The sequence below is a fragment of the Streptomyces sp. NBC_00086 genome (assembly GCF_026343255.1).
GTDB lineage: Bacteria > Actinomycetota > Actinomycetes > Streptomycetales > Streptomycetaceae > Streptomyces.
Genome location: NZ_JAPELZ010000001.1, coordinates 6,670,735 through 6,688,678 on the forward strand (window position 1 = coordinate 6,670,735; position 17,944 = coordinate 6,688,678).

The 17,944-nt window shown below is 73.0% G+C and carries 19 protein-coding genes and 1 tRNA gene; 7 read left to right on the forward strand and 13 right to left on the reverse strand.

What is annotated here, in order from left to right:
• Nucleotides 1-57 precede the first annotated feature (57 nt).
• Nucleotides 58-1,329 carry a DUF1343 domain-containing protein gene (locus tag OG276_RS30240; RefSeq protein WP_266910046.1) on the reverse strand — a complete coding sequence of 424 codons (1,272 nt, stop codon included), beginning with the start codon at nt 1,327-1,329 and terminating at the stop codon, nt 58-60.
• Between the two features lie 132 nt (nt 1,330-1,461).
• On the opposite strand from OG276_RS30240, the gene OG276_RS30245 reads away from it, so the two are divergent.
• The 3 genes from OG276_RS30245 to OG276_RS30255 all read left to right on the forward strand — a co-directional run bounded on the left by OG276_RS30245 (nt 1,462) and on the right by OG276_RS30255 (nt 4,578).
• On the forward strand, nt 1,462-2,226 hold the full coding sequence (locus tag OG276_RS30245) for an SDR family oxidoreductase (RefSeq protein ID WP_266910048.1): 765 nt from the start codon (nt 1,462-1,464) through the stop codon (nt 2,224-2,226).
• A complete protein-coding gene (locus tag OG276_RS30250) occupies nt 2,211-3,905 on the forward strand; it encodes a class I adenylate-forming enzyme family protein (RefSeq protein ID WP_266910050.1) in 1,695 nt (564 codons plus the stop codon). Before OG276_RS30245 ends, OG276_RS30250 begins: the two co-directional genes overlap by 16 nt.
• 64 nt (nt 3,906-3,969) lie before the next feature.
• The gene (locus OG276_RS30255; RefSeq protein WP_266910052.1) at nt 3,970-4,578 is read left to right on the forward strand and encodes a TetR/AcrR family transcriptional regulator; all 609 of its coding nucleotides are present in this window, start codon (nt 3,970-3,972) and stop codon (nt 4,576-4,578) included.
• Here OG276_RS30255 and OG276_RS30260 read toward each other — a convergent pair.
• Nucleotides 4,517-5,689 carry an alkene reductase gene (locus OG276_RS30260; protein WP_266910054.1) on the reverse strand — a complete coding sequence of 391 codons (1,173 nt, stop codon included), beginning with the start codon at nt 5,687-5,689 and terminating at the stop codon, nt 4,517-4,519. The genes OG276_RS30255 and OG276_RS30260 overlap by 62 nt on opposite strands.
• A gap of 62 nt (nt 5,690-5,751) precedes the next feature.
• Between OG276_RS30260 and OG276_RS30265 the strand changes: the two genes are divergently transcribed.
• Entirely contained in the window at nt 5,752-6,156 is a 405-nt protein-coding gene (locus OG276_RS30265) for a MerR family transcriptional regulator (protein WP_266910056.1), read from the forward strand.
• Here the strand turns inward: OG276_RS30265 and OG276_RS30270 are convergent.
• From OG276_RS30270 to OG276_RS30305, 8 genes are all read right to left on the reverse strand, one after another.
• Complete coding sequence (locus OG276_RS30270) at nt 6,153-6,788, reverse strand: acetate uptake transporter (RefSeq protein ID WP_266910058.1); 636 nt, start codon at nt 6,786-6,788, stop codon at nt 6,153-6,155. The genes OG276_RS30265 and OG276_RS30270 overlap by 4 nt on opposite strands.
• Before the next feature lie 119 nt (nt 6,789-6,907).
• Nucleotides 6,908-8,128 (reverse strand): acyl-CoA dehydrogenase family protein, encoded by a 1,221-nt coding sequence (locus tag OG276_RS30275; protein ID WP_266910060.1) that lies wholly within the window; start codon nt 8,126-8,128, stop codon nt 6,908-6,910.
• Between the two features lie 8 nt (nt 8,129-8,136).
• Entirely contained in the window at nt 8,137-9,225 is a 1,089-nt protein-coding gene (locus OG276_RS30280; protein ID WP_266910062.1) for a phosphotransferase family protein, read from the reverse strand.
• Between the two features lie 129 nt (nt 9,226-9,354).
• Complete coding sequence (locus OG276_RS30285; protein ID WP_266910064.1) at nt 9,355-10,266, reverse strand: MBL fold metallo-hydrolase; 912 nt, start codon at nt 10,264-10,266, stop codon at nt 9,355-9,357.
• 169 nt (nt 10,267-10,435) lie between these two features.
• On the reverse strand, nt 10,436-10,738 hold the full coding sequence (locus OG276_RS30290; protein ID WP_266910066.1) for a hypothetical protein: 303 nt from the start codon (nt 10,736-10,738) through the stop codon (nt 10,436-10,438).
• A 93-nt stretch (nt 10,739-10,831) separates the two neighbouring features.
• Nucleotides 10,832-11,176: a DUF202 domain-containing protein gene (locus tag OG276_RS30295; protein WP_266910068.1), complete on the reverse strand. Its 345-nt coding sequence runs from the start codon at nt 11,174-11,176 to the stop codon at nt 10,832-10,834.
• On the reverse strand, nt 11,173-11,571 hold the full coding sequence (locus tag OG276_RS30300; RefSeq protein ID WP_266910070.1) for a YidH family protein: 399 nt from the start codon (nt 11,569-11,571) through the stop codon (nt 11,173-11,175). Before OG276_RS30300 ends, OG276_RS30295 begins: the two co-directional genes overlap by 4 nt.
• 4 nt (nt 11,572-11,575) lie before the next feature.
• On the reverse strand, nt 11,576-12,118 hold the full coding sequence (locus OG276_RS30305) for an NUDIX hydrolase (RefSeq protein WP_266910072.1): 543 nt from the start codon (nt 12,116-12,118) through the stop codon (nt 11,576-11,578).
• 82 nt (nt 12,119-12,200) lie between these two features.
• Here OG276_RS30305 and OG276_RS30310 point away from each other — a divergent pair, with 82 nt between their 5' ends.
• The gene (locus OG276_RS30310; protein WP_266910074.1) at nt 12,201-13,856 is read left to right on the forward strand and encodes an FAD-binding dehydrogenase; all 1,656 of its coding nucleotides are present in this window, start codon (nt 12,201-12,203) and stop codon (nt 13,854-13,856) included.
• A 22-nt stretch (nt 13,857-13,878) separates the two neighbouring features.
• Here the strand turns inward: OG276_RS30310 and OG276_RS30315 are convergent, their stop codons facing one another.
• Nucleotides 13,879-14,310, reverse strand: coding sequence for an ASCH domain-containing protein (locus OG276_RS30315; RefSeq protein WP_266910076.1), 432 nt, complete (start codon nt 14,308-14,310; stop codon nt 13,879-13,881).
• A gap of 228 nt (nt 14,311-14,538) precedes the next feature.
• Here OG276_RS30315 and OG276_RS30320 point away from each other — a divergent pair, with 228 nt between their 5' ends.
• Both OG276_RS30320 and OG276_RS30325 read left to right on the forward strand, forming a co-directional pair.
• Nucleotides 14,539-15,486, forward strand: a complete 948-nt coding sequence (locus OG276_RS30320; protein WP_266910078.1) for a hypothetical protein — start codon at nt 14,539-14,541, stop codon at nt 15,484-15,486.
• Nucleotides 15,487-15,632: 146 nt separating this feature from the next.
• Nucleotides 15,633-17,210, forward strand: a complete 1,578-nt coding sequence (locus tag OG276_RS30325) for an APC family permease (RefSeq protein ID WP_266910080.1) — start codon at nt 15,633-15,635, stop codon at nt 17,208-17,210.
• Between the two features lie 79 nt (nt 17,211-17,289).
• On the opposite strand, the gene OG276_RS30330 is transcribed toward OG276_RS30325, so the two are convergent.
• Both OG276_RS30330 and OG276_RS30335 read right to left on the reverse strand, forming a co-directional pair.
• The gene (locus OG276_RS30330; protein WP_266910082.1) at nt 17,290-17,649 is read right to left on the reverse strand and encodes a zinc ribbon domain-containing protein YjdM; all 360 of its coding nucleotides are present in this window, start codon (nt 17,647-17,649) and stop codon (nt 17,290-17,292) included.
• A gap of 91 nt (nt 17,650-17,740) precedes the next feature.
• Nucleotides 17,741-17,828, reverse strand: a tRNA-Leu gene (locus OG276_RS30335).
• Nucleotides 17,829-17,944: the final 116 nt, after the last annotated feature.

Below are 17,944 nucleotides of genomic sequence, written 5' to 3' on the forward strand. Positions count from 1 at the left end.
TGTTCCGCAGCATCCTGCGGAACGGGCCGCCCGGCCAGCCCCTGCGCGCCCACCGGTTCACGGATACAGCAGGTACTCCTCCCGTACCGCCGCGAACCCCGCCAGCCCCGCCGCCCAGTCGCCCGCGATCTCCTCCACGCCCGCCCCCGCGTCGACCATCCGCCGGACCCGGTCCGAGCCCGTCAGCCGGTCGATCCACTGGTCGGAGCGCCACGCGAAGCCGCTCCACACCCGCCGCGCGGTGACCAGCAGCCCGATCCCGGCCCGTACCGGATCGAAGGCCTCCCGGTCGTGGACGAGCAGCCGGACCCCGCCGCAGGTCTTCCCGGCGTGCTTGGAGAAGGAAGGCGTGAAATAGGCCTCCCGGAACCACACGCCGGGCAGCTCCAGCGCGTTCGCCACCTCCGCCCACCGCCGGTCCACGCCCTCGGCGCCGACCAGCTCGAAGGGGGTGGTGGTACCGCGCCCCTCCGACAGGTTCGTCCCCTCGAACAGGCAGGTCCCGGCGTACGCCAGGGCCGTGCCCGGCGTCGGCATGTTCGGGCTCGGCGGCACCCAGGGCAGCCCGGTCTCCTCGAAGAAGGACTCCCGCCGCCATCCCGCCATCCGCACCACCTCCAGCCGCGGGGCGGCGCCGGCTCCCCGGAGGAACTCGCCCGCGAAGAGCCCGGCCAGTTCGCCCGCCGTCATCCCGTGCGCCAGTGCGATCGGCTCCCGGCCCACGAAGCTCGCGTACGGGCGCTGCAGGACGGGCCCGGCCGCCCGCCGGGCGCCGACCGGGTTGGGGCGGTCCAGCACCACCACCGCCTTGCCGGCGAGGGCGGCCGCGCGCATGCAGTCGTAGAGGGTCCAGATGTAGGTGTAGAAGCGGGCGCCGACGTCCTGGATGTCGAAGACGACGGTGTCGACGCCGGCCGCCGTGAAGACGTCCGCGAGCCGCTGCCCGCTCTTGTCGTACGTGTCGTACACGGGCAGCCCGGTCGCCGGATCCCGCCCGGCCCCCTCCGAACCGCCCGCCTGGGCGGTGCCCCGGAAGCCGTGCTCGGGGCCGAACACCGCAACCAGGTCCACGCGCTCGTCCGCGTGCAGTACGTCGACCAGGTGGCGGGCGTCCGCGGTGACCCCCGTCGGGTTGGTGACCACCCCGACCCGCTGCCCGGCCAGTACCGCGTACCCGTCCGCGGCGAGCCGCTCGAATCCGGTCCGCACCCGGCCGCCGGGCGCGCCCACCGGCTGCGTTCCCGGGGGTCCCGGGGCTCCCGCCCCCAGGGCGCCCGCGGCGCCCGCCGCCCCGGCCAGACCCAGCAACCCGCGTCGCGACAGCGTCATCGCGCCAAAGTAGGGCTCCGCACCCTTCCACTCGCACATACCGACTGGTTAGTCTGCCCCGTGATCCGGCAGGCGGCTCAGCCGCACAGGGCGCCGAGGCACCCGAGGCACCACCACACGAAGGGCTGACCCGTGAACGCGTTCCAGGACCAGCGAGTCGTCGTCACCGGCGCGGGCGGCGGCATCGGAGCCGCCCTCGCCCACCGCTTCGCCGCCGAGGGGGCGACCGTCGCGGTCAACGACCTCGACCCCGCCAAGGCGGCCTCCGTCGCCGAGGCGATCGGCGCCCGCGCCGTCGCGGTGCCCGGCGACGCCTCGACCGTGGCCGCGCAGGCCCGCGAGGCGCTCGGCGGCACCGTGGACGTCTACTGCGCCAACGCGGGCCTCGCCTCCGGCGGAGACGCCTTCGCCGACGAGGCCGTCTGGGAGGCGGCCTGGGACACCAACGTCATGGCCCACGTCCGCGCCGCCCGGCTGCTGCTGCCCGACTGGCTGGAGCGCGGGAGCGGCCGGTTCGTGTCCACCGTCTCGGCCGCAGGGCTGCTGACCATGATCGGAGCCGCCCCGTACAGTGTCACCAAGCACGGCGCGCTCGCCTTCGCGGAATGGCTCTCGCTGACCTACCGCCACCGCGGGCTCCAGGTCCACGCCATCTGCCCGCAGGGGGTCCGGACCGACATGCTCACCGCCTCCGGATCGGCGGGCGAGCTGGTCCTCGCGCCGACCGCGATCGAGCCGGAAGCGGTCGCGGACGCACTGTTCGACGGCATGGAGAAGGGCCGGTTCTTGATCCTCCCGCACCCCGAGGTCGCGGACTTCTACGCGGCCCGCGCCACCGAGCCGGACCGCTGGCTGAGCGGCATGAACCACCTCCAGCGCAAGTGGGAAGCCCGGTGAGCGCCGCGGCCACGACGCCCCCGCCCTCCCGCTACGCCACCAAGCCCTGGGTCGGCCTGCTCAGCCCGGCCCAGCGGGCCCCGATCGCACCGCCGCCCAGCGTGCTGCACGCCTTCCGCGCCGCCGTCGCCCGCGCCCCCGGCCGCACCGCGCTCGCCTACTTCGACGGCCGCCTCACCTACGCCGAGGCCGACGCGCTCTCCGACTCCCTCGCCGGCCACCTCGCCGCCGACGGCATCCGCCGCGGGGACCGGGTCGCCGTCATGCTCCAGAACACCCCGCACTTCGTCCTCGCCGTCCTGGCCGCCTGGAAGGCCGGGGCGGTCGTGGTCCCGCTCAACCCCATGTACAAGTCCGGCGAGGTCGGCCACATCCTGCGCGACTCCGGGGCCGCCGCCCTGGTCTGCGAGGCCGGCGCCTGGTCCGCGTACCTGCGCGGGGCCATGCGGGGCACCGCCGTGCGCACCGTCCTGACCGCCTGCGACCTGGACTTCCAGACCCGCGACGACGTACGGGTCCTCGCGCCGGGCCGCCCGGAGCAGGCGGCCGACGCGGCCGACCTCCACACCGTGGCCCACCGAGGCCACCCCGCCCCGCCCGCTCCGGAGCTCAAGGCCGCCGACACCGCCCTCATCAGCTACACCTCCGGCACCAGCGGCACCCCCAAGGGCGCCATGAACCCGCACGGCGCCCTCACCCACAACGCCATGCGCCAGGTGACCGGCCACCCCCTCCCCGAAGGCTCCGGCTACTTCGCGCTCGCCCCGCTCTTCCACATCACCGGCATGGTGTGCGAGCTCGCAGCCTGCTTCACCAACGCCGGCACCCTGGTCCTCGCCCACCGCTTCGACGCCGGAGCCGTCCTCGACGCCTTCCTCGAACACCGCCCCGCCTACACCGTGGGCCCGGCCACCGCCTTCATGGCGCTCGCCGCCCACCCCGGAGCCACCCGGGACCACTTCGCCTCCTTCCAGGTGGTCTCCTCCGGCGGCGCCCCCCTGCCGCCCGCCCTGGTCGAACGCCTCCGCGCCGCCTACGGGTTCTACCTGCGCAACGGCTACGGCCTCACCGAGTGCACCGCCCCCTGCGCCTCCGTGCCCGTCCACCACGAAGCCCCCGTGGACCCGGCCTCGGGCACCCTCTCCGTGGGCGTGCCCGGCGCCGACACCCTCGTACGGATCCTCGACGAGAGCGGCGCCGAGGTCCCCTTCGGGGAGACCGGGGAGATAGCCGTACGCGGACCACAGGTCGTCCCCGGCTACTGGGGCCTGCTCGCCGACACGGCCAAGGCCTTCCCGGACGGCGAACTGCGCACCGGAGACGTCGGGTTCATGGATCCCGAGGGCTGGCTCTACGTGGTCGACCGCAAGAAGGACATGATCAACGCCTCCGGCTTCAAGGTCTGGCCGCGCGAGGTCGAGGACGTGCTCTACACCCACCCCGCCGTGCGCGAGGCGGCCGTCGTCGGCATCCCCGACCCCTACCGCGGGGAGAGCGTGAAGGCCTACGTCAGCCTGCGCCCCGGGACCGCGGCCGACCCGGCGGAACTGTCCGCGTACTGCGCCGAGCGCCTCGCCGCGTACAAATACCCGCGCCGGGTGGAGATCCTGCCTGTCCTTCCGAAGACGACCAGTGGCAAGATCCTGCGACGGGAACTGCGCGACCGCGACCACGGCTGAAAACGGCCGGACCGCGGCCGCACGGAACCCCACCAGAGAGCACCACGAAAGGGAGGCGACAGCCATGGCCGCCAAGACCACGACGGAGACCGTCGGGGCGCACGAGGCCCCGGTACCGCGCCGGCTGCTCGCCGTCGCGACCAGGCTGTTCGCCGAGCGGGGCTACGACCGCACCTCGGTCCAGGAGATCGTCGAGGCGGCCGGGGTCACCAAGGGCGCGCTCTACCACTACTTCGGATCCAAGGACGACCTGCTGCACGAGGTGTACGCGCGCATGCTGCGGCTCCAGCAGCAGCGCCTCGACGCGGTGGCCGGTTCCGACGCGCCGGTGGAGGAGCGGCTGCGCGCCGCGGCCGCCGATGTCGTGGTCACCACGATCGAGAACCTGGACGACGCGGCGATCTTCTTCCGCTCCATGCACCAGCTCAGCCCGGAGAAGTTCAAGCAGGTCCGGGCGGAGCGCCGGCGCTACCACGAGCGGTTCCGCGCGCTGGTCGAAGAGGGCCAGCGCACCGGGGTCTTCTCCGACGCCACCCCGGCCGACCTGGTGGTGGACTACCACTTCGGCTCCGTCCACCACCTGTCGACCTGGTACCGCGAGGGCGGCCCGCTCACGCCGCAGCAGGTGGCCGACCACCTCGCGGACCTGCTGATGCGGGCACTGCGCCCGTAGCGGGCGCGGGGCGCAGCGCGGGGTAGTCGGTGTAGCCCTCCGGCCCGGACACGTACATCAGGAGCTCCGGGCGGAGCTCGTTGAGCGGTGCGCCGGTGCGCAGCCGCTCCACGAAGTCGGGGTTGGCGAGGAACCCCCGCCCGAGCGCCACCAGGTCGGCGCCCCCGGCCAGCAGCGCCCCGGCCCGCCGTTCGCCGCCGTCGGAGGCGACCTCCTCGTGGGACAGCCGGGGGTTGGCGATCAGGGTGCCGGGCCAGGCCGCGCGGATCTTCCGGAAGAGCGGCTGGTCCGGGTCGGCGTGGACCAGGTGCAGGTAGACCGGCCCGACCTCCGCCAGGGCCTCGACCAGGGCCGGGTAGATCTCCTCGGTGTCGCCCTCCTCGACGCCGTTGACCTCGACTCCGGGGGAGATCCGTACGCCGACCCGCTCGGGGCCGATCGCCTCGGCGACGGCCCGGACCACCTCGGTGGTGAACCGGATCCGGCCCGCCACCGACCCGCCCCACCCGTCCGTGCGCAGGTTGGTGTTCCGCGCCAGGAACTGGTGGAGCAGGTGGCCGTTGGCGGAGTGCACCTCCACCCCGGCGAAGCCCGCCTCCACGGCGTGGCGGGCCGCCTTCGCGAAGTCCGCGACGGTCGCCGCGATGTCCTCGGGCGTCATCTCCCGCGGGTCGACGGCCTCCCGGAGCCCGCCGGGGGTCTGCAGCGGTTCCGGGAAGCGCACCACCGAGGGCGCGAGCGGTACGTGCCCGCTGGTGTCGGGGTGCCCGACCCGGCCGCCGTGCTGCAGCTGGAGGAACATCCGCCCGCCGGCGGCCCGCACGGCGTCGGTGACGCGGCGCCAGCCGGCGATCTGCGACGGACTGTGGATGCCGGGGATGTTCGGGTAGGTCTGTCCGACGGCGCTCGGGGTGGTGCCCTCGGCGATGATCAGACCGGCCGAGGCGCGCTGGGCGTAGTAGGTGGCCATGAGGGTCCCGGGGACCCCGTCCGCCCCCGCCCGGTTGCGGGTCAGCGGCGCCATCACCAGGCGGCTGGGGAGCTCCAGGCCGCCGAGGCGGGCGGATTCGAAGAGACGGGATGCGGCGGGGACCTGCTGTGTCTGAGTCATGCCGGTACCGTAAAACCTGACGCTGATGTCAGATTCAAGTCGGGACCCGGGGTGGAGTGCACATGCGGATCGGGGAGTTGGCGGCGCGCACCGGGGTCAGCGAGCGTTCGCTGCGGTACTACGAGACGCAGGGACTGCTGGTCTCCGACCGGACGCCCGGCGGCCACCGCGACTACACGGAGCGGGCGGTGGACCGGGTCATCCGCATCCAGGAGCTCTACGCGGCCGGACTGCACAGCGCGAAGATCGGGCAGATCCTGCCCTGCATGCGCGATGCGGACGGCGGGCCGAACGTACGGGCCACGCCCGCGCTCGTCGCCGAGCTGAAAACGGAACGGGACCGGATCGACCGGCTGATCGCCGATCTGCTCCGGTCCCGCGAGGTGCTGGACGAGGTCATCGAGACGGCGGCGGGCCACCCCGCCGCCGCTGCCACCCCCGCACCGGTGGCCGTGGAGAGCTCCTAGCCGAGCGGTGCGACCTCGCGGCCCCAGGTCTCCTTGGCGACCACGGCGAAGGAGATGTACCAGGCGACGCCCGCGGTGAAGAGGCCGAGGAAGCCGCCGGTGTGGCCCAGCGCCGTGCTCTGCGCCAGGTCGCCGAGGGCGAGGAACAGGAAGGTCAGTGCCAGCGAGACGAACAGCACGCGGTGCGCGACGTCCAGCTTCATGGCGGCGATCGACATGTACGCGGTGAAGATGAACCAGGCCACGAGGAACCAGCCGGTCGCCACGTGCGCCTGGTCGGCCGGCAGCGTCGGGACGACGAACTTCACGTAGCCCGCGAAGGACATCCAGAACGCGCCGTACGAGACGAACGCCGTGGTCCCGAAGGTGTTGCCGCGGCGGAACTCCATGATGCCCGCGACGAACTGCGCGAGGCCGCCGTAGAACAGCGCCAGCGGCAGTACGACGGCACTGAGAGCGGCGTTCGAGATCAGCCCCGAGTTGAAGAGGCTGAGCACGAAGGTGGTGAGGGCGAACGCCGCCAGGCCGAGCGGGCCGGGGTTGGCGACCTTGACCGCCGGAGCCGCGGACGCGGTGACGGGGGAGGCCGTGGCGTGCGGCGCGGCGGCGGGGGCCAGGGTGGAGCTGGGCATGGCGAAGGGCACTTTCAGTGGGGGACATCCCGAATATATCGGACTTCCCCAGTGGTCTGGACCATTAAAGGTCCGCTCCCGCGGGACCGAAGTCCTCCGCCACGCCCGCCGGAGGTCCGCTAGCGGTACCGCTTCAGCTCCCGGTGCGCCAGCGAGCGCTGGTGCACCTCGTCCGGCCCGTCCGCCAGCCGCAGCGTCCGCGCCGCGGCCCACAGCTCCGCCAGCGGGAAGTCCTGGCTCACCCCGCCCGCGCCGTGCAGCTGCACCGCGTCGTCCAGGATCCGCACCACCGCCCGCGGGGTCGCGATCTTGATGGCCTGGATCTCGGTGTGCGCACCCCGGTTGCCGGCCGTGTCCATCAGCCAGGCCGTCTTCAGCACCAGCAGCCGCAGCTGCTCCACGGTGACCCGGGCGTCCGCGATCCAGTTCTGTACGACGCCCTGCGCGGCCAGCTCCTTGCCGAAGGCGGTACGGCCCACCGCGCGCCGGCACATCAGCTCGATGGCCCGCTCCGCCATGCCGATGAGCCGCATGCAGTGGTGGATCCGGCCCGGCCCGAGGCGGGCCTGGGCGATGGCGAAGCCGCCGCCCTCCTCGCCGATCAGGTTCTCCGCCGGCACCCGGGCCCCGTCGAAGACGACCTCGGCGTGGCCGCCGTGGTCGTGGTCCTCGTACCCGTACACGGTCATCGCGCGCCGGATCTCGACCCCCGGAGTGTCCCGGGGGACCAGGATCATGGACTGCTGGCGGCGCGGGTCGGCGCCCTCGGGGTCGGTCTTGCCCATGACGATGAAGATCTTGCAGTCCGGGTTCATGGCCCCGGAGATGAACCACTTGCGGCCCGTGATCACGTACTCGTCGCCGCTCGCGGAACGCTCGATCCGCGTCTCGATGTTCGTGGCGTCCGAGGAGGCCACCTCCGGCTCGGTCATCGCGAACGCGGACCGGATCTCCCCGGCCAGCAGCGGCTCCAGCCACTGCTTCTTCTGCTCCTCGTTCCCGAACTGCGAGAGCAGCTCCATGTTCCCGGTGTCCGGAGCCGCGCAGTTCGTCGCGGTCGGCGCCAGGTGCGGGCTGCGGCCGGTGATCTCGGCGAGCGGGGCGTACTGGAGGTTGGTCAGCCCGGCGCCGTGCTCCGCGTTGGGCAAGAAGAGGTTCCAGAGTCCCTGGCGGCGCGCTTCGGCCTTCAGTTCACCGAACACGGCCGGGGTGTCCCAGGGCGAGGCCAGCCGTGCGCGCTGCTCGGCGGCGACGGCTTCCGCCGGGTAGACGTACTCGTCCATGAACGAAAGGAGCCGTCCGCGGAGTTCCTCGGTGCGGGCGTCGAATGCGAAATCCATGGGGTTCCTCAGCCTTCGTGCGGTTGCCGGAGTGTGGTGAGACCGTGCTCGATGAAGACCGGGACCAGCTCGCCGATCCGGTCGAAGCCCGAGCCGACGGTCTGCCCGAGCGTGAAGCGGTAGTGGATGCCTTCGAGGATCACCGCGAGCTTGAACCAGGCGAAGGCCGTGTACCAGGCGACCTGTGAGGTGTCCCGGCCCGAGCGGGCCGCGTACCGCTCGATCAGCTCGGCGGGCGCCGGATGGCCGGGGGCCGCGCTGGTCGTGCTGACCGGGGAGTCGGTCAGGCCCAGGTCGGAGCTGTACATCACCAGCAGCCCGAGGTCCGTCAGCGGATCGCCGAGCGTGGACATCTCCCAGTCCAGCACTGCCCGGATCCGGTCGTCGGAGCCGCCGATCAGCACGTTGTCGAGCCGGAAGTCCCCGTGCACCACCGTGGGCGCGGGGGAGTCGGGCAGGGCCCGCCCGAGGGCGCCGTGCAGTTCGTCGATGCCGGCGAGCTCCCGCCCCCGGGAGGCCGCGAGCTGCTTGCCCCAGCGGCGCAGCTGCCGGTCCAGGAAGCCCTCGGGCCGCCCGAAATCGCCCAGGCCCATCGCCTCCGGGTCCACCGCGTGCAGGTCGACCAGGGTGTCCACCAGGCCCAGCACCGCGCGCCGGGTCCGCTCGGGGCCGAGCGCGGCGAGCTGCTCGGCCGTCCGGAACGGCACCCCGTCCACGTACTCCATCACGTAGAACGGCGCCCCCAGCACGGCCTCGTCCTCGCACAGCAGCAGCGGCTCGGGCACCGGCACGGCGGTGCCGTGCAGCGCCGCGATCACCCGGTGCTCGCGCCGCATGTCGTGCGCGGTGGCCAGTACGTGCCCCAGCGGCGGCCGGCGCACCACCCACTGTGAGCTCCCGTCACCCACCTCGTACGTGAGGTTGGAGCGGCCGCCCTCGATCAGCCGGCCGGTCAGCGGCCCGGCCACCAGGCCCGGCCGGGCCCGGTCGAGATGGTCCCGCAGGCGCTCCAGATCGAGGCCTCGCGGGCCGGAGGGGGCTGCGGAGGGGGCCGCAGAGCGATCCGGTGCGGGGGCCGGGTCCGGGGCTGAGGTCATGGTGCGCGCCTCCGTAAGGAGTTGACGACGACAGAACGATCGCGACCCATGATGCCGACCAGTCGGTATGCCGTCCAGTGCATGAGCCGAAGCCGTCTCCGGCCCGCCCCGTCCGCAGGGCCCCGCCCGTCAGGCGTGGCAGAGGATCGGCGTCCCGCCGTTCATCACCGTCATGTCCCGCAACACCGCCAGAATGTCCAGCGCGGCCCCCTCGGGCTCGCCGTCCAGTTCCGCGTAGGCCCGGTGCAGGTTGGCCACCAGCCGCTCGCTCTCCCGCCAGGCGCCGAACTCCCCGAGGTCGGCCTCCCGGGCCGCCTCCAGCGGGGTCAGCCCCTTCGCACGGCCCTCCCGGGCCAGCTCGGCCACGTACCGCAGATAGCGCTCGGTGGCCTCGTACGCGCCGGGGTCCGTCAGTGGCCCGTGTCCCGGTACGACCGTCTCCGCGCCGAGCGAGCGCAGCAGCTCCAGCGCCCGCAGCGAACCGGCCAGCGAGCCCATCGCCAGGAACGGCGTGCCCTCCGCGAAGACCAGGTCGCCGGTGAAGACGATCCGCTGCCCGGGCAGCCACACGATGGAATCGCCCGTGGTGTGCGCGACGCCCGGGTGGATGACCCGCACCTCGGTCTCCCCGACGTGCAGGGTCATGCGGTCGCCGTAGGTCAGATCGGGAGCGGTGATGTCCACGGCGCCGAAGTCGGTCGCCGGCCAGATCAGCTCCAGCTGGCGCCCGGCGGCGAGCTGCTCGGACCGCGCGTTCTCGTGCCCCAGGATCAGCGCCTCCGGGGCGAACACGCCGTTGCCGTAGGTGTGGTCACCGTGGTGGTGGGTGTTGACCACCGTGCGGGGGAGCGGCGCCCCGGCGGCCAGTACCGCCGCGCGCAGGGCCAGCGCCCGCCGCTCGGTGGCCGCCGTGTCGACGAGCAGCGTCCGGCCGCCGTCGGTCACGAAGCCGGCGTTGTTGAGGCACCAGCCGCCGTCCGGCTGCACGTAGGCGTACACCCCGGGCGCGGGCTGGACGAGGTACGGGTCTTCGGCGGGCATCCGCGCTCTCCCCGGGTCGCTGTGACGGGCCTTCGGCATCCTGCCAGTCACGGCGGCCCGGGGGGAGGGGAACTCCGTCAGTGGGCGCCTCGGCGGCCGTCAGCGGTCGTCGGCGCCCGCCGGCAGCCGCAGGCGGCCGCCAGCAGCCGCCAGCAGCCATCAGTGCTCGTCAGTGATCGTCGTAGTGGCCGTCGTGCTCCGCGTGCCGGTGCCCGTCGTGCAGGAAGTCGACGTGGTCCCCGTGCGGGACGGAGTCGTGACCGCAGTCCGTGCCGTGGGCGTGCTCGTGGGCCGTGTGCGGGGCGTGCCCGGCGGGCTCGCATTCGTCCCAGTGTCCGGAGTGCTCGCGGTGCAGATGGCCGTCGTGCGCGTAGTCGACGTGGTCGCCGTGCTCGACCGCCCGGTGGCCGCAGTCCGGACCGTGGGCGTGGGCGTGCTCCTGGGCGGGGTGTTCCTGGTGCAGGGTCGTCATGGGGCCGACGCTAGTGCGGAAAGGCACTGATCGCCCGTTCTGTCCGCTGCGTGCCCTGGGTGGCGGGACAAGGCGGACCATCGGTTCATCGGCTCACCCGATGAGCGCGATCGCGAACACCGCCAGGCCCACCGTGCACGCCGTCGCCGCCAGCGCCGCACCCGCCGAGAGCCCGGCCGGCCGCGCCGCCGCCAGCTCCCGCACCCGCCGGTGCGCCACCCCCATGAACGCCAGCCAGAACAGCGCGATCACCGCGACCCCGGCGACCGCCACCGGGGAGCCGCCCGCCGCGTTCAGCGCCTGGCGCAGCGCCAGTACGGCCACCACCGCGCACGACAGCGTCGTACGCCGCCACGCGAGCCGGGTCCGCTCGGGCTGCAGCCCCGCGTCACGGCCCTCGGGACCCTCGCGGTCGGCGGCGTCGGCCGGGGAGCTCACCGCCCCTTCGTCCAGCCCAGCAGGACGACCACCACCATCGCCACCGCGACCAGCCCCACCCCCAGGCTCAGCACCACCGGGAACCGGGACATCGGCAGGTCCTCGCCGCGCCGCATGGCCCGCTCGCACCGCACCCAGTGGTTCACCGCGCGCAGGGAACAGGCCGCGCCCACCGCGAGCAGCGCGATGGCCATCCCCACGCGCACCGCCCACCGCAGGTCGGGCAGGAACTGGTCCACGGCGAACCCGCCGCCGATCAGGGCCAGGGCGGTCCTGATCCAGGCCAGGAAGGTCCGCTCGTTGGCCAGCGAGAAGCGGTAGTCGGGGGTCTCGCCCTCGTCCCGTACCCGAGCCGGCGCGAACCACAGCCGCACGTCCTTGACGAAGTCGATCACCAGCTCAATCTACTGGCGCCCCGGTCCGCCTGCGCTCCGAGCGGAACTCCAGCAGCCTGCGGTACGCATCCAGCCCGTCCGGCACCCACGGCCAGGAGCCGTCCGCGACCCGCCGCGCCACCTCCTCCTCGGAGAGCCACGCGTGCCAGGCCACCTCCGAGGCCTGCGGCCGGACCGGCAGCTCGCAGCGCACCTCGTGCACGTAGCTCCACCAGGCCCCGCCCGGACCCTCGTGCAGGAACTTGAACAGCGGATCGGGCTGCTCCAGACCCGTCACCCCCAGCTCCTCCTCGGCCTCCCGCAGGGCCGCCCCCGCGTAGCTCTCGCCCGCGCCGACCACCCCGCCCACGAACATGTCGTAGTTCGAGGGGAAGACCAGCTTCGAAGCCGTCCGCCGGTGCGTGAAGATCCGCCCCCGCCCGTCCCGGGCCAGCACGAAGACGCAGCGGTGGATCAGCCCGGCCGCGTACACCTCGCCCCGCGTCGCGCGCCCCGTCACCCGGTCCTCCCGGTCCACCACGTCCAGTACCTCGTCGGCCGCGCTCATACGGTGATCCCTCCGCTCCTGTTGACTGGTTACCGCTCCGTAGCAAAGGATCGCCCCACCACCGACGGAGGACGGGTTCCACATGACGTACGACGCAGACGTGATCGTGATCGGGGCCGGGCTCGCGGGCCTCGTGGCCACCGCCGAGCTCGTCGACGCCGGCCGCAAGGTCATCCTGCTCGACCAGGAGCCGGAGCAGTCCATGGGCGGCCAGGCCCACTGGTCCTTCGGCGGCCTGTTCTTCGTCGACTCGCCGGAGCAGCGCCGCATGCGGATCAAGGACACCCGCGAGCTGGCCCTCCAGGACTGGGCCGGCACCGCCGGCTTCGACCGCGAGGAGGACGCCTGGCCGCGCCGCTGGGCCGAGGCCTACGTGGACTTCGCGGCCGGCGAGAAGCGCCCCTGGCTGCACGCCCAGGGCGTCCGCTTCTTCCCCGTCGTCGGCTGGGCGGAGCGCGGCGGCTACGACGCGAACGGCCACGGCAACTCCGTCCCCCGCTTCCACATCACCTGGGGCACCGGCCCCGGCCTGGTGGAGCCCTTCGAGCGGCGGGTACGGGCCGGGGTGGCCCGCGGACTGGTCCAGCTGAAGTTCCGCCACCGGGTCACCGGGCTCTCCCGTACGGCGGGCACCCTGGACACCGTGACCGGTGAGGTCCTGGCCCCCTCCGGCGCCGTACGCGGCACCCCGAGCGGCCGCGAGGCCACCGGGGAGTTCTCCCTGCGCGCCCAGGCCGTGATCGTGACCAGCGGCGGCATCGGCGGCAACCACGACCTCGTACGGGCCCAGTGGCCGGCCCGCCTGGGCACCCCGCCCGCGCGGCTGCTCTCCGGGGTCCCGGCCCACGTGGACGGCCTGATGCTGGGCATCGCGGAAGGGGCGGGCGCCAGCCACATCAACAAGGACCGGATGTGGCACTACACCGAGGGCATCGAGAACTGGGACCCGATCTGGGCCAAGCACGGCATCCGCATCCTGCCCGGCCCGTCCTCGCTCTGGCTCGACGCCACCGGCAAGCGGCTGCCCGTACCGCTCTTCCCGGGCTTCGACACCCTCGGCACGCTCGACCACATCATGAAGACCGGCCACGACCACACCTGGTTCGTCCTCAACCAGCGCATCATCGGCAAGGAGTTCGGACTCTCCGGCTCCGAGCAGAACCCGGACCTGACGGGCAAGTCGGTCCGCGGGGTCATCGACCGGGCGCGCCAGGCCGTCCCCGGACCGGTGCAGGCCTTCATGGACAACGGCGCCGACTTCGTCGTCGAGAAGGACCTCTCCGCGCTGGTGCGCGGCATGAACGCGATCACCAAGGACGGGCTCCTCGACGAGGAGACCGTCCGCCGCGAGATCGTCGCCCGCGACCGGGAGATCGCCAACCCCTTCACCAAGGACCTCCAGGTCACGGCGATCCACGGCGCCCGCAAGTACCTCGGCGACAAACTGATCCGCACCGCCGCCCCGCACCGCATCCTGGACCCCGCGGCGGGCCCGCTGATCGCCGTCCGGCTCTCGATCCTGACCCGCAAGTCCCTGGGCGGCCTGGAGACCGACCTCTCCTCCCGCGTCCTGACCGCCACGGGAGAACCCCTCCCGGGCCTCTACGCGGCGGGCGAGGCGGCCGGCTTCGGCGGCGGCGGCGTCCACGGCTACCGGGCCCTGGAAGGCACCTTCCTCGGCGGCTGCATCTTCTCGGGCCGCGCGGCGGGCCGCGCCGCGTCCGCGGCCGTCTCCTGACCCCGGCACCTGCCCCTGCCCCCTAGGGCAGGGGCAGGCGGGTCACCAGGCGGAACCGCTCCGCCACGACGGGGGTGTCGTCGTCGACCGTGAAGTGCGGGTCGCCGATGGCCTCCCGCATCTGCGGGCCGTGCCAGAACTCCTCGTGACCGGAGCGCCATTCGGCCACGGACGTGAATCCCTCGCCCTCGTCCAGCGCGTGCCGAAGCCCCACGTCCGCCAGCCGCAGCACCTGTACGTCCGTCACTTCCAGGACACCCACCGGACGCTCGGCGGAGTCCACGATCACCATCATCTCGCCCGCCACCGGCAGCGGGTCCCCCGCCGCCTCGTAGTCGGCGAGGACTCCCGTGGTCGTGGTCTTGGCGCCACTCAGGACCGCCGCCACCAGCAGATCGCGCAGCGGCCCGGGAAAGGCGAACTCGATGGGCGGGAGATCTTCGTAGGCCGTCATGGATCCCACCCTACGGTCCTGCGCGCGAGCCGGCCCGAACAGGGGCGCGCCCTGCCGACAACCTGCCACGAACCGGAACAACCACGTCAACTCACCTGTCGAAAAGACCAGTTGAAACTAGCCACGCAGTGGACTGGACCTTGACGCGGAGCTGTGCGTACCGCTTTGCTGTGCGTGATCTTCCGGCCACACCGTCCAACTGCCCGCGTCCTGGAGGGAATCCCGCGGATGCCGCCCCCTCCGCCGCCCCTCGGCCGCGCCCGCAAGCGGGACGCCCAGCTCTTCGACTCCGCCCTCTGCGACACGGAACTCGTCGACGTCCGCGCACAGTTCACCCAGGGCCGCTGGGCCAAGGCGCGCACCCTGCTCGTCGCCACCGGTGACGACTGGGACCGCCGCGGGCACCGCCTCGTCGTCCTCGCCGAAACCCCGGCCGCCACCGCGTGGGCGCGCGAGTGGCTGCTCGCCGAACCGGAGAGCGCCGACGCCGTCACCCTCCTCGCCTGCGCGGCCGTCTTCGCCGCCCTGCGCCGCAAGGGCACCCCCGAGGCCGCCGAGGAGGCCTGCCGCCGCGCCGCGGTCCTGCTCCCGGCCGACCCCACCCCCTGGCTCGGCCTGCTGCTCCTCACCCGCGCCTTCGGCACCGAAGAGGAGTTCAGCCGCCACTTCGACCAGGTCCGGGCCCGCCACCGCGAACACCACCACGCCCACCACCTGATGGTCTCCCGGCTGGCCGAGCGGGCCCCCGCCGCAGGCCGCGACCCGCTCCACGAGGTCTACGACTTCGCCGCCTGGGCCGCCGAGGAATCCCCGGCCGACTCCCCGCTCGCCGTCCTCCCCGTCATCGCCCACGCCGAGCGCTACCGCGTCCTCGCCGCCGGACAGGGCCACGCCCCCGACGCCGGGGTCGAGCACTGGTCCGGCCGCCGCGCCCGGCAGGTGCTGCGCGCAGCCTTCGACTGGTGGCTGGAGTGGGAGCGCGAGGACCACCCCCGCAACCGGGTGGACCTCAACTTCCTCGCCCACGCCAAGCTCTGCGAGGGCCGCCCCGCCGAGGCCGCCGCCCTCTTCCAGCGCATCGGCAGCCACGCCACCCAGGCCCCGTGGTCCTACCCGGACCTCGACCCGCACAAGGCCTTCCTCGCCGCCCGCAGCGCCGCGCTCGGCACCGCCTGACCCCAGATCGGCCGACTCCACCCCGGTCGGCGCAGCCCGGCCAGTACCGCTCGGCCACGTACCGCCCAGCAAGTACCGCCCAGCAAGTACCGCTCAGCCGCTCAGCCAAGCACCGCTCCGTCCCCGCCCCGAAAGGACACCCCGCCATGCCGACGGGCAGATCCACCACGCTCACCGACCCGGCCGGCCAGGCCGAGATCCGTACGTACAAGGGCCAGGACCGCGCCCTGCGCGCCGATCGCCTCGGCACCGCCGGCCTGCTGCTCTCCGTGCTCGCCGCGAGCGCGCCCCTGATGGTCGTCGCGGGCGTCATGCCCACCACCTTCGGGGTCATGGGCATCGTCGGACAGCCCCTGCTGTTCGTGATCCTCGGCGCCGTCCTCGCCCTCTTCAGCGTCGGTTACGCCGAGATGAGCCGGCACGTCCACAACGCCGGCGCCTTCTACGCCTACATCGCGCGCGGGCTCGGCCCCACCGCCGGAGCCGGTGCCTCGTTCGTCGCCCTCGTCGCCTACAGCGCCATGCAGGTCGGCGTCTACGGCATCCTCGGCTTCGAGATCTCCGGCCTCTTCGCCACCTACCTCGACACCGAACTCGCCTGGTGGATACCGGCCCTGGCCGCCGTCGCCCTCACCGGCGCACTCGGCTGGCTCAAGATCGACCTCAACGCCAAGGTCCTCGGCGTCCTCCTGCTCATCGAGGTCCTCCTCGTCGTCGTCTTCGACGTCGCCGCCCTCGGCAAGCCCGGCCCCGAGGGCCTCTCGCTGCACGCCTTCAACCCCGAGACCCTCACCGGCGCGGGCCTCGGCACCGCCCTGTGCTTCTGCATCGCCGCCTTCGTCGGCTTCGAGCAGTCCCCGGTCTACGCCGAGGAGACCAGCAAGCCGCACATCGTGGTCTCCCGGGTGATGTTCCTCGCCGTGGGCTTCGTCGCCCTCTTCTTCGCCCTCAGCGCCTGGGCCCTCAGCGTCGCCACCGGCCCCGGCGAGGTGGTCAAGGCCTCCGCCGAGGCCGGACCCGGCCTGCTCTTCCAGCTCACCGAGAGCCGCCTGGGCGCCACCTTCACCGACGTCCTGCACATCCTCTTCGTGACCGGCATGTTCGCGGCGATGCTCAGCTTCCACAACGTCGTCTCCCGCTACGCCTTCGCCATGGGCCGCGAGGGCCTGCTCCCGGCCGCCTTCGGCCGCACCAACGCGGGCACCGGCGCGCCCGCCACCGGCTCGCTCCTGCAGACCGTGATCTCCGTCGTGGTCGTCCTGGCCTTCGCCTTCACCGACGACACCCCGGCCGGCGACCCCACCGTGCCCGTCCTGCACCTGTTCACCTGGATGGGCAGCGTCGGCGCCCTCGGCGTGACCCTCCTCATGGCCACCGCCTCCTTCGCGGTCATCGCCTTCTTCGTCCGCCGCGGCACCGCCGGCGCCCAGCTCTGGCGGCTCGCCGCGGCGGGCCTCGCCGGCCTCGCGCTGCTCGCCATCGCCGTCTACACGGTCAAGGACTTCGGCGTCCTGGTCGGCGCCGAGGAGGGCTCCGCGCTGAGCTGGGCCCTGCCAGGCATCATCGCCGCCGCCGCCGTCGTGGGCCTGGCGTACGGCCTCTTCCTGCGCTCCGGCCGCCCCGCGGTGCACGCCCGCATCGGCCTGGGCAACGAGGCCTTCCGCCTCGACCAGGCGGCGGAGTCGGAGCCGGCCGGGGCCGCGATCCCGGCCCCGCGCGACTGACCCCGTACGGGACGCACGAAGAGGGGCCCCGCCGCGGCGGGGCCCCTTCTCGTCGTTACCTCGCGCGTGACAGCGCAGCTCAGGCCTTCTTGACCACGCTGGACTTCAGCTGCATGGCCCCGAAGCCGTCGATCTTGCAGTCGATGTCGTGCCCGTCGACCCCGTCGATGAGCCGGATGTTGCGCACCTTGGTGCCGGCCTTGATCCCCGAGGGGCTGCCCTTGACCTTGAGCGCCTTGACGACGGTCACGGTGTCGCCGTCGTTCAGCACGTTCCCGACGGCGTCCTTCACGACCTGCTCGCCGGCGTCCCCACCGCTCTCGGCGTCGCTCTCGGCGGGCACCCACTCGTGACCGCACTCGGGGCACACCACGAGCGCGTTCATCTCGTAGGTGTACTCGCAGGAACATTTCGGACAAGGGGGAAGATTCTCGTTCACCGGCACAGAATATCCCGAACCGGACCCGCGCGGCCCGCCACGCGATGCTCCCCCAAACGCAGAAAACCCCACGTGAAGTGGGGTTTTCGCTTGGTGTCCGAGGGGGGACTTGAACCCCCACGCCCGATAAAGGGCACTAGCACCTCAAGCTAGCGCGTCTGCCATTCCGCCACCCGGACAAGGTGTCTGTCTCGCGTCCCTCGCGGGCCGTTCCGACGTGGAAAACATTACCAAACATTCCGGGGTCCTCGATCACACCCCCCGGCGGCCGGGGATCGCCCTTGGGAGAAGCGGC

What these genes read in the sequence shown, in the direction of transcription:
- OG276_RS30260 (WP_266910054.1), bottom strand. Translation starts at nt 5,689, where the DNA reads ATGACTCAGACACAGCAGGTCCCCGCCGCATCCCGTCTCTTCGAATCC.
- OG276_RS30270 (WP_266910058.1), bottom strand. Translation starts at nt 6,788, where the DNA reads ATGCCCAGCTCCACCCTGGCCCCCGCCGCCGCGCCGCACGCCACGGCC.
- OG276_RS30275 (WP_266910060.1), bottom strand. Translation starts at nt 8,128, where the DNA reads ATGGATTTCGCATTCGACGCCCGCACCGAGGAACTCCGCGGACGGCTC.
- OG276_RS30285 (WP_266910064.1), bottom strand. Translation starts at nt 10,266, where the DNA reads ATGCCCGCCGAAGACCCGTACCTCGTCCAGCCCGCGCCCGGGGTGTAC.
- OG276_RS30315 (WP_266910076.1), bottom strand. Translation starts at nt 14,310, where the DNA reads ATGACGGCCTACGAAGATCTCCCGCCCATCGAGTTCGCCTTTCCCGGG.
- OG276_RS30305 (WP_266910072.1), bottom strand. Translation starts at nt 12,118, where the DNA reads ATGAGCGCGGCCGACGAGGTACTGGACGTGGTGGACCGGGAGGACCGG.
- OG276_RS30280 (WP_266910062.1), bottom strand. Translation starts at nt 9,225, where the DNA reads ATGACCTCAGCCCCGGACCCGGCCCCCGCACCGGATCGCTCTGCGGCC.
- OG276_RS30290 (WP_266910066.1), bottom strand. Translation starts at nt 10,738, where the DNA reads ATGACGACCCTGCACCAGGAACACCCCGCCCAGGAGCACGCCCACGCC.
- OG276_RS30320 (WP_266910078.1), top strand. Translation starts at nt 14,539, where the DNA reads ATGCCGCCCCCTCCGCCGCCCCTCGGCCGCGCCCGCAAGCGGGACGCC.
- OG276_RS30240 (WP_266910046.1), bottom strand. Translation starts at nt 1,329, where the DNA reads ATGACGCTGTCGCGACGCGGGTTGCTGGGTCTGGCCGGGGCGGCGGGC.
- OG276_RS30255 (WP_266910052.1), top strand. Translation starts at nt 3,970, where the DNA reads ATGGCCGCCAAGACCACGACGGAGACCGTCGGGGCGCACGAGGCCCCG.
- OG276_RS30325 (WP_266910080.1), top strand. Translation starts at nt 15,633, where the DNA reads ATGCCGACGGGCAGATCCACCACGCTCACCGACCCGGCCGGCCAGGCC.
- OG276_RS30265 (WP_266910056.1), top strand. Translation starts at nt 5,752, where the DNA reads ATGCGGATCGGGGAGTTGGCGGCGCGCACCGGGGTCAGCGAGCGTTCG.
- OG276_RS30310 (WP_266910074.1), top strand. Translation starts at nt 12,201, where the DNA reads ATGACGTACGACGCAGACGTGATCGTGATCGGGGCCGGGCTCGCGGGC.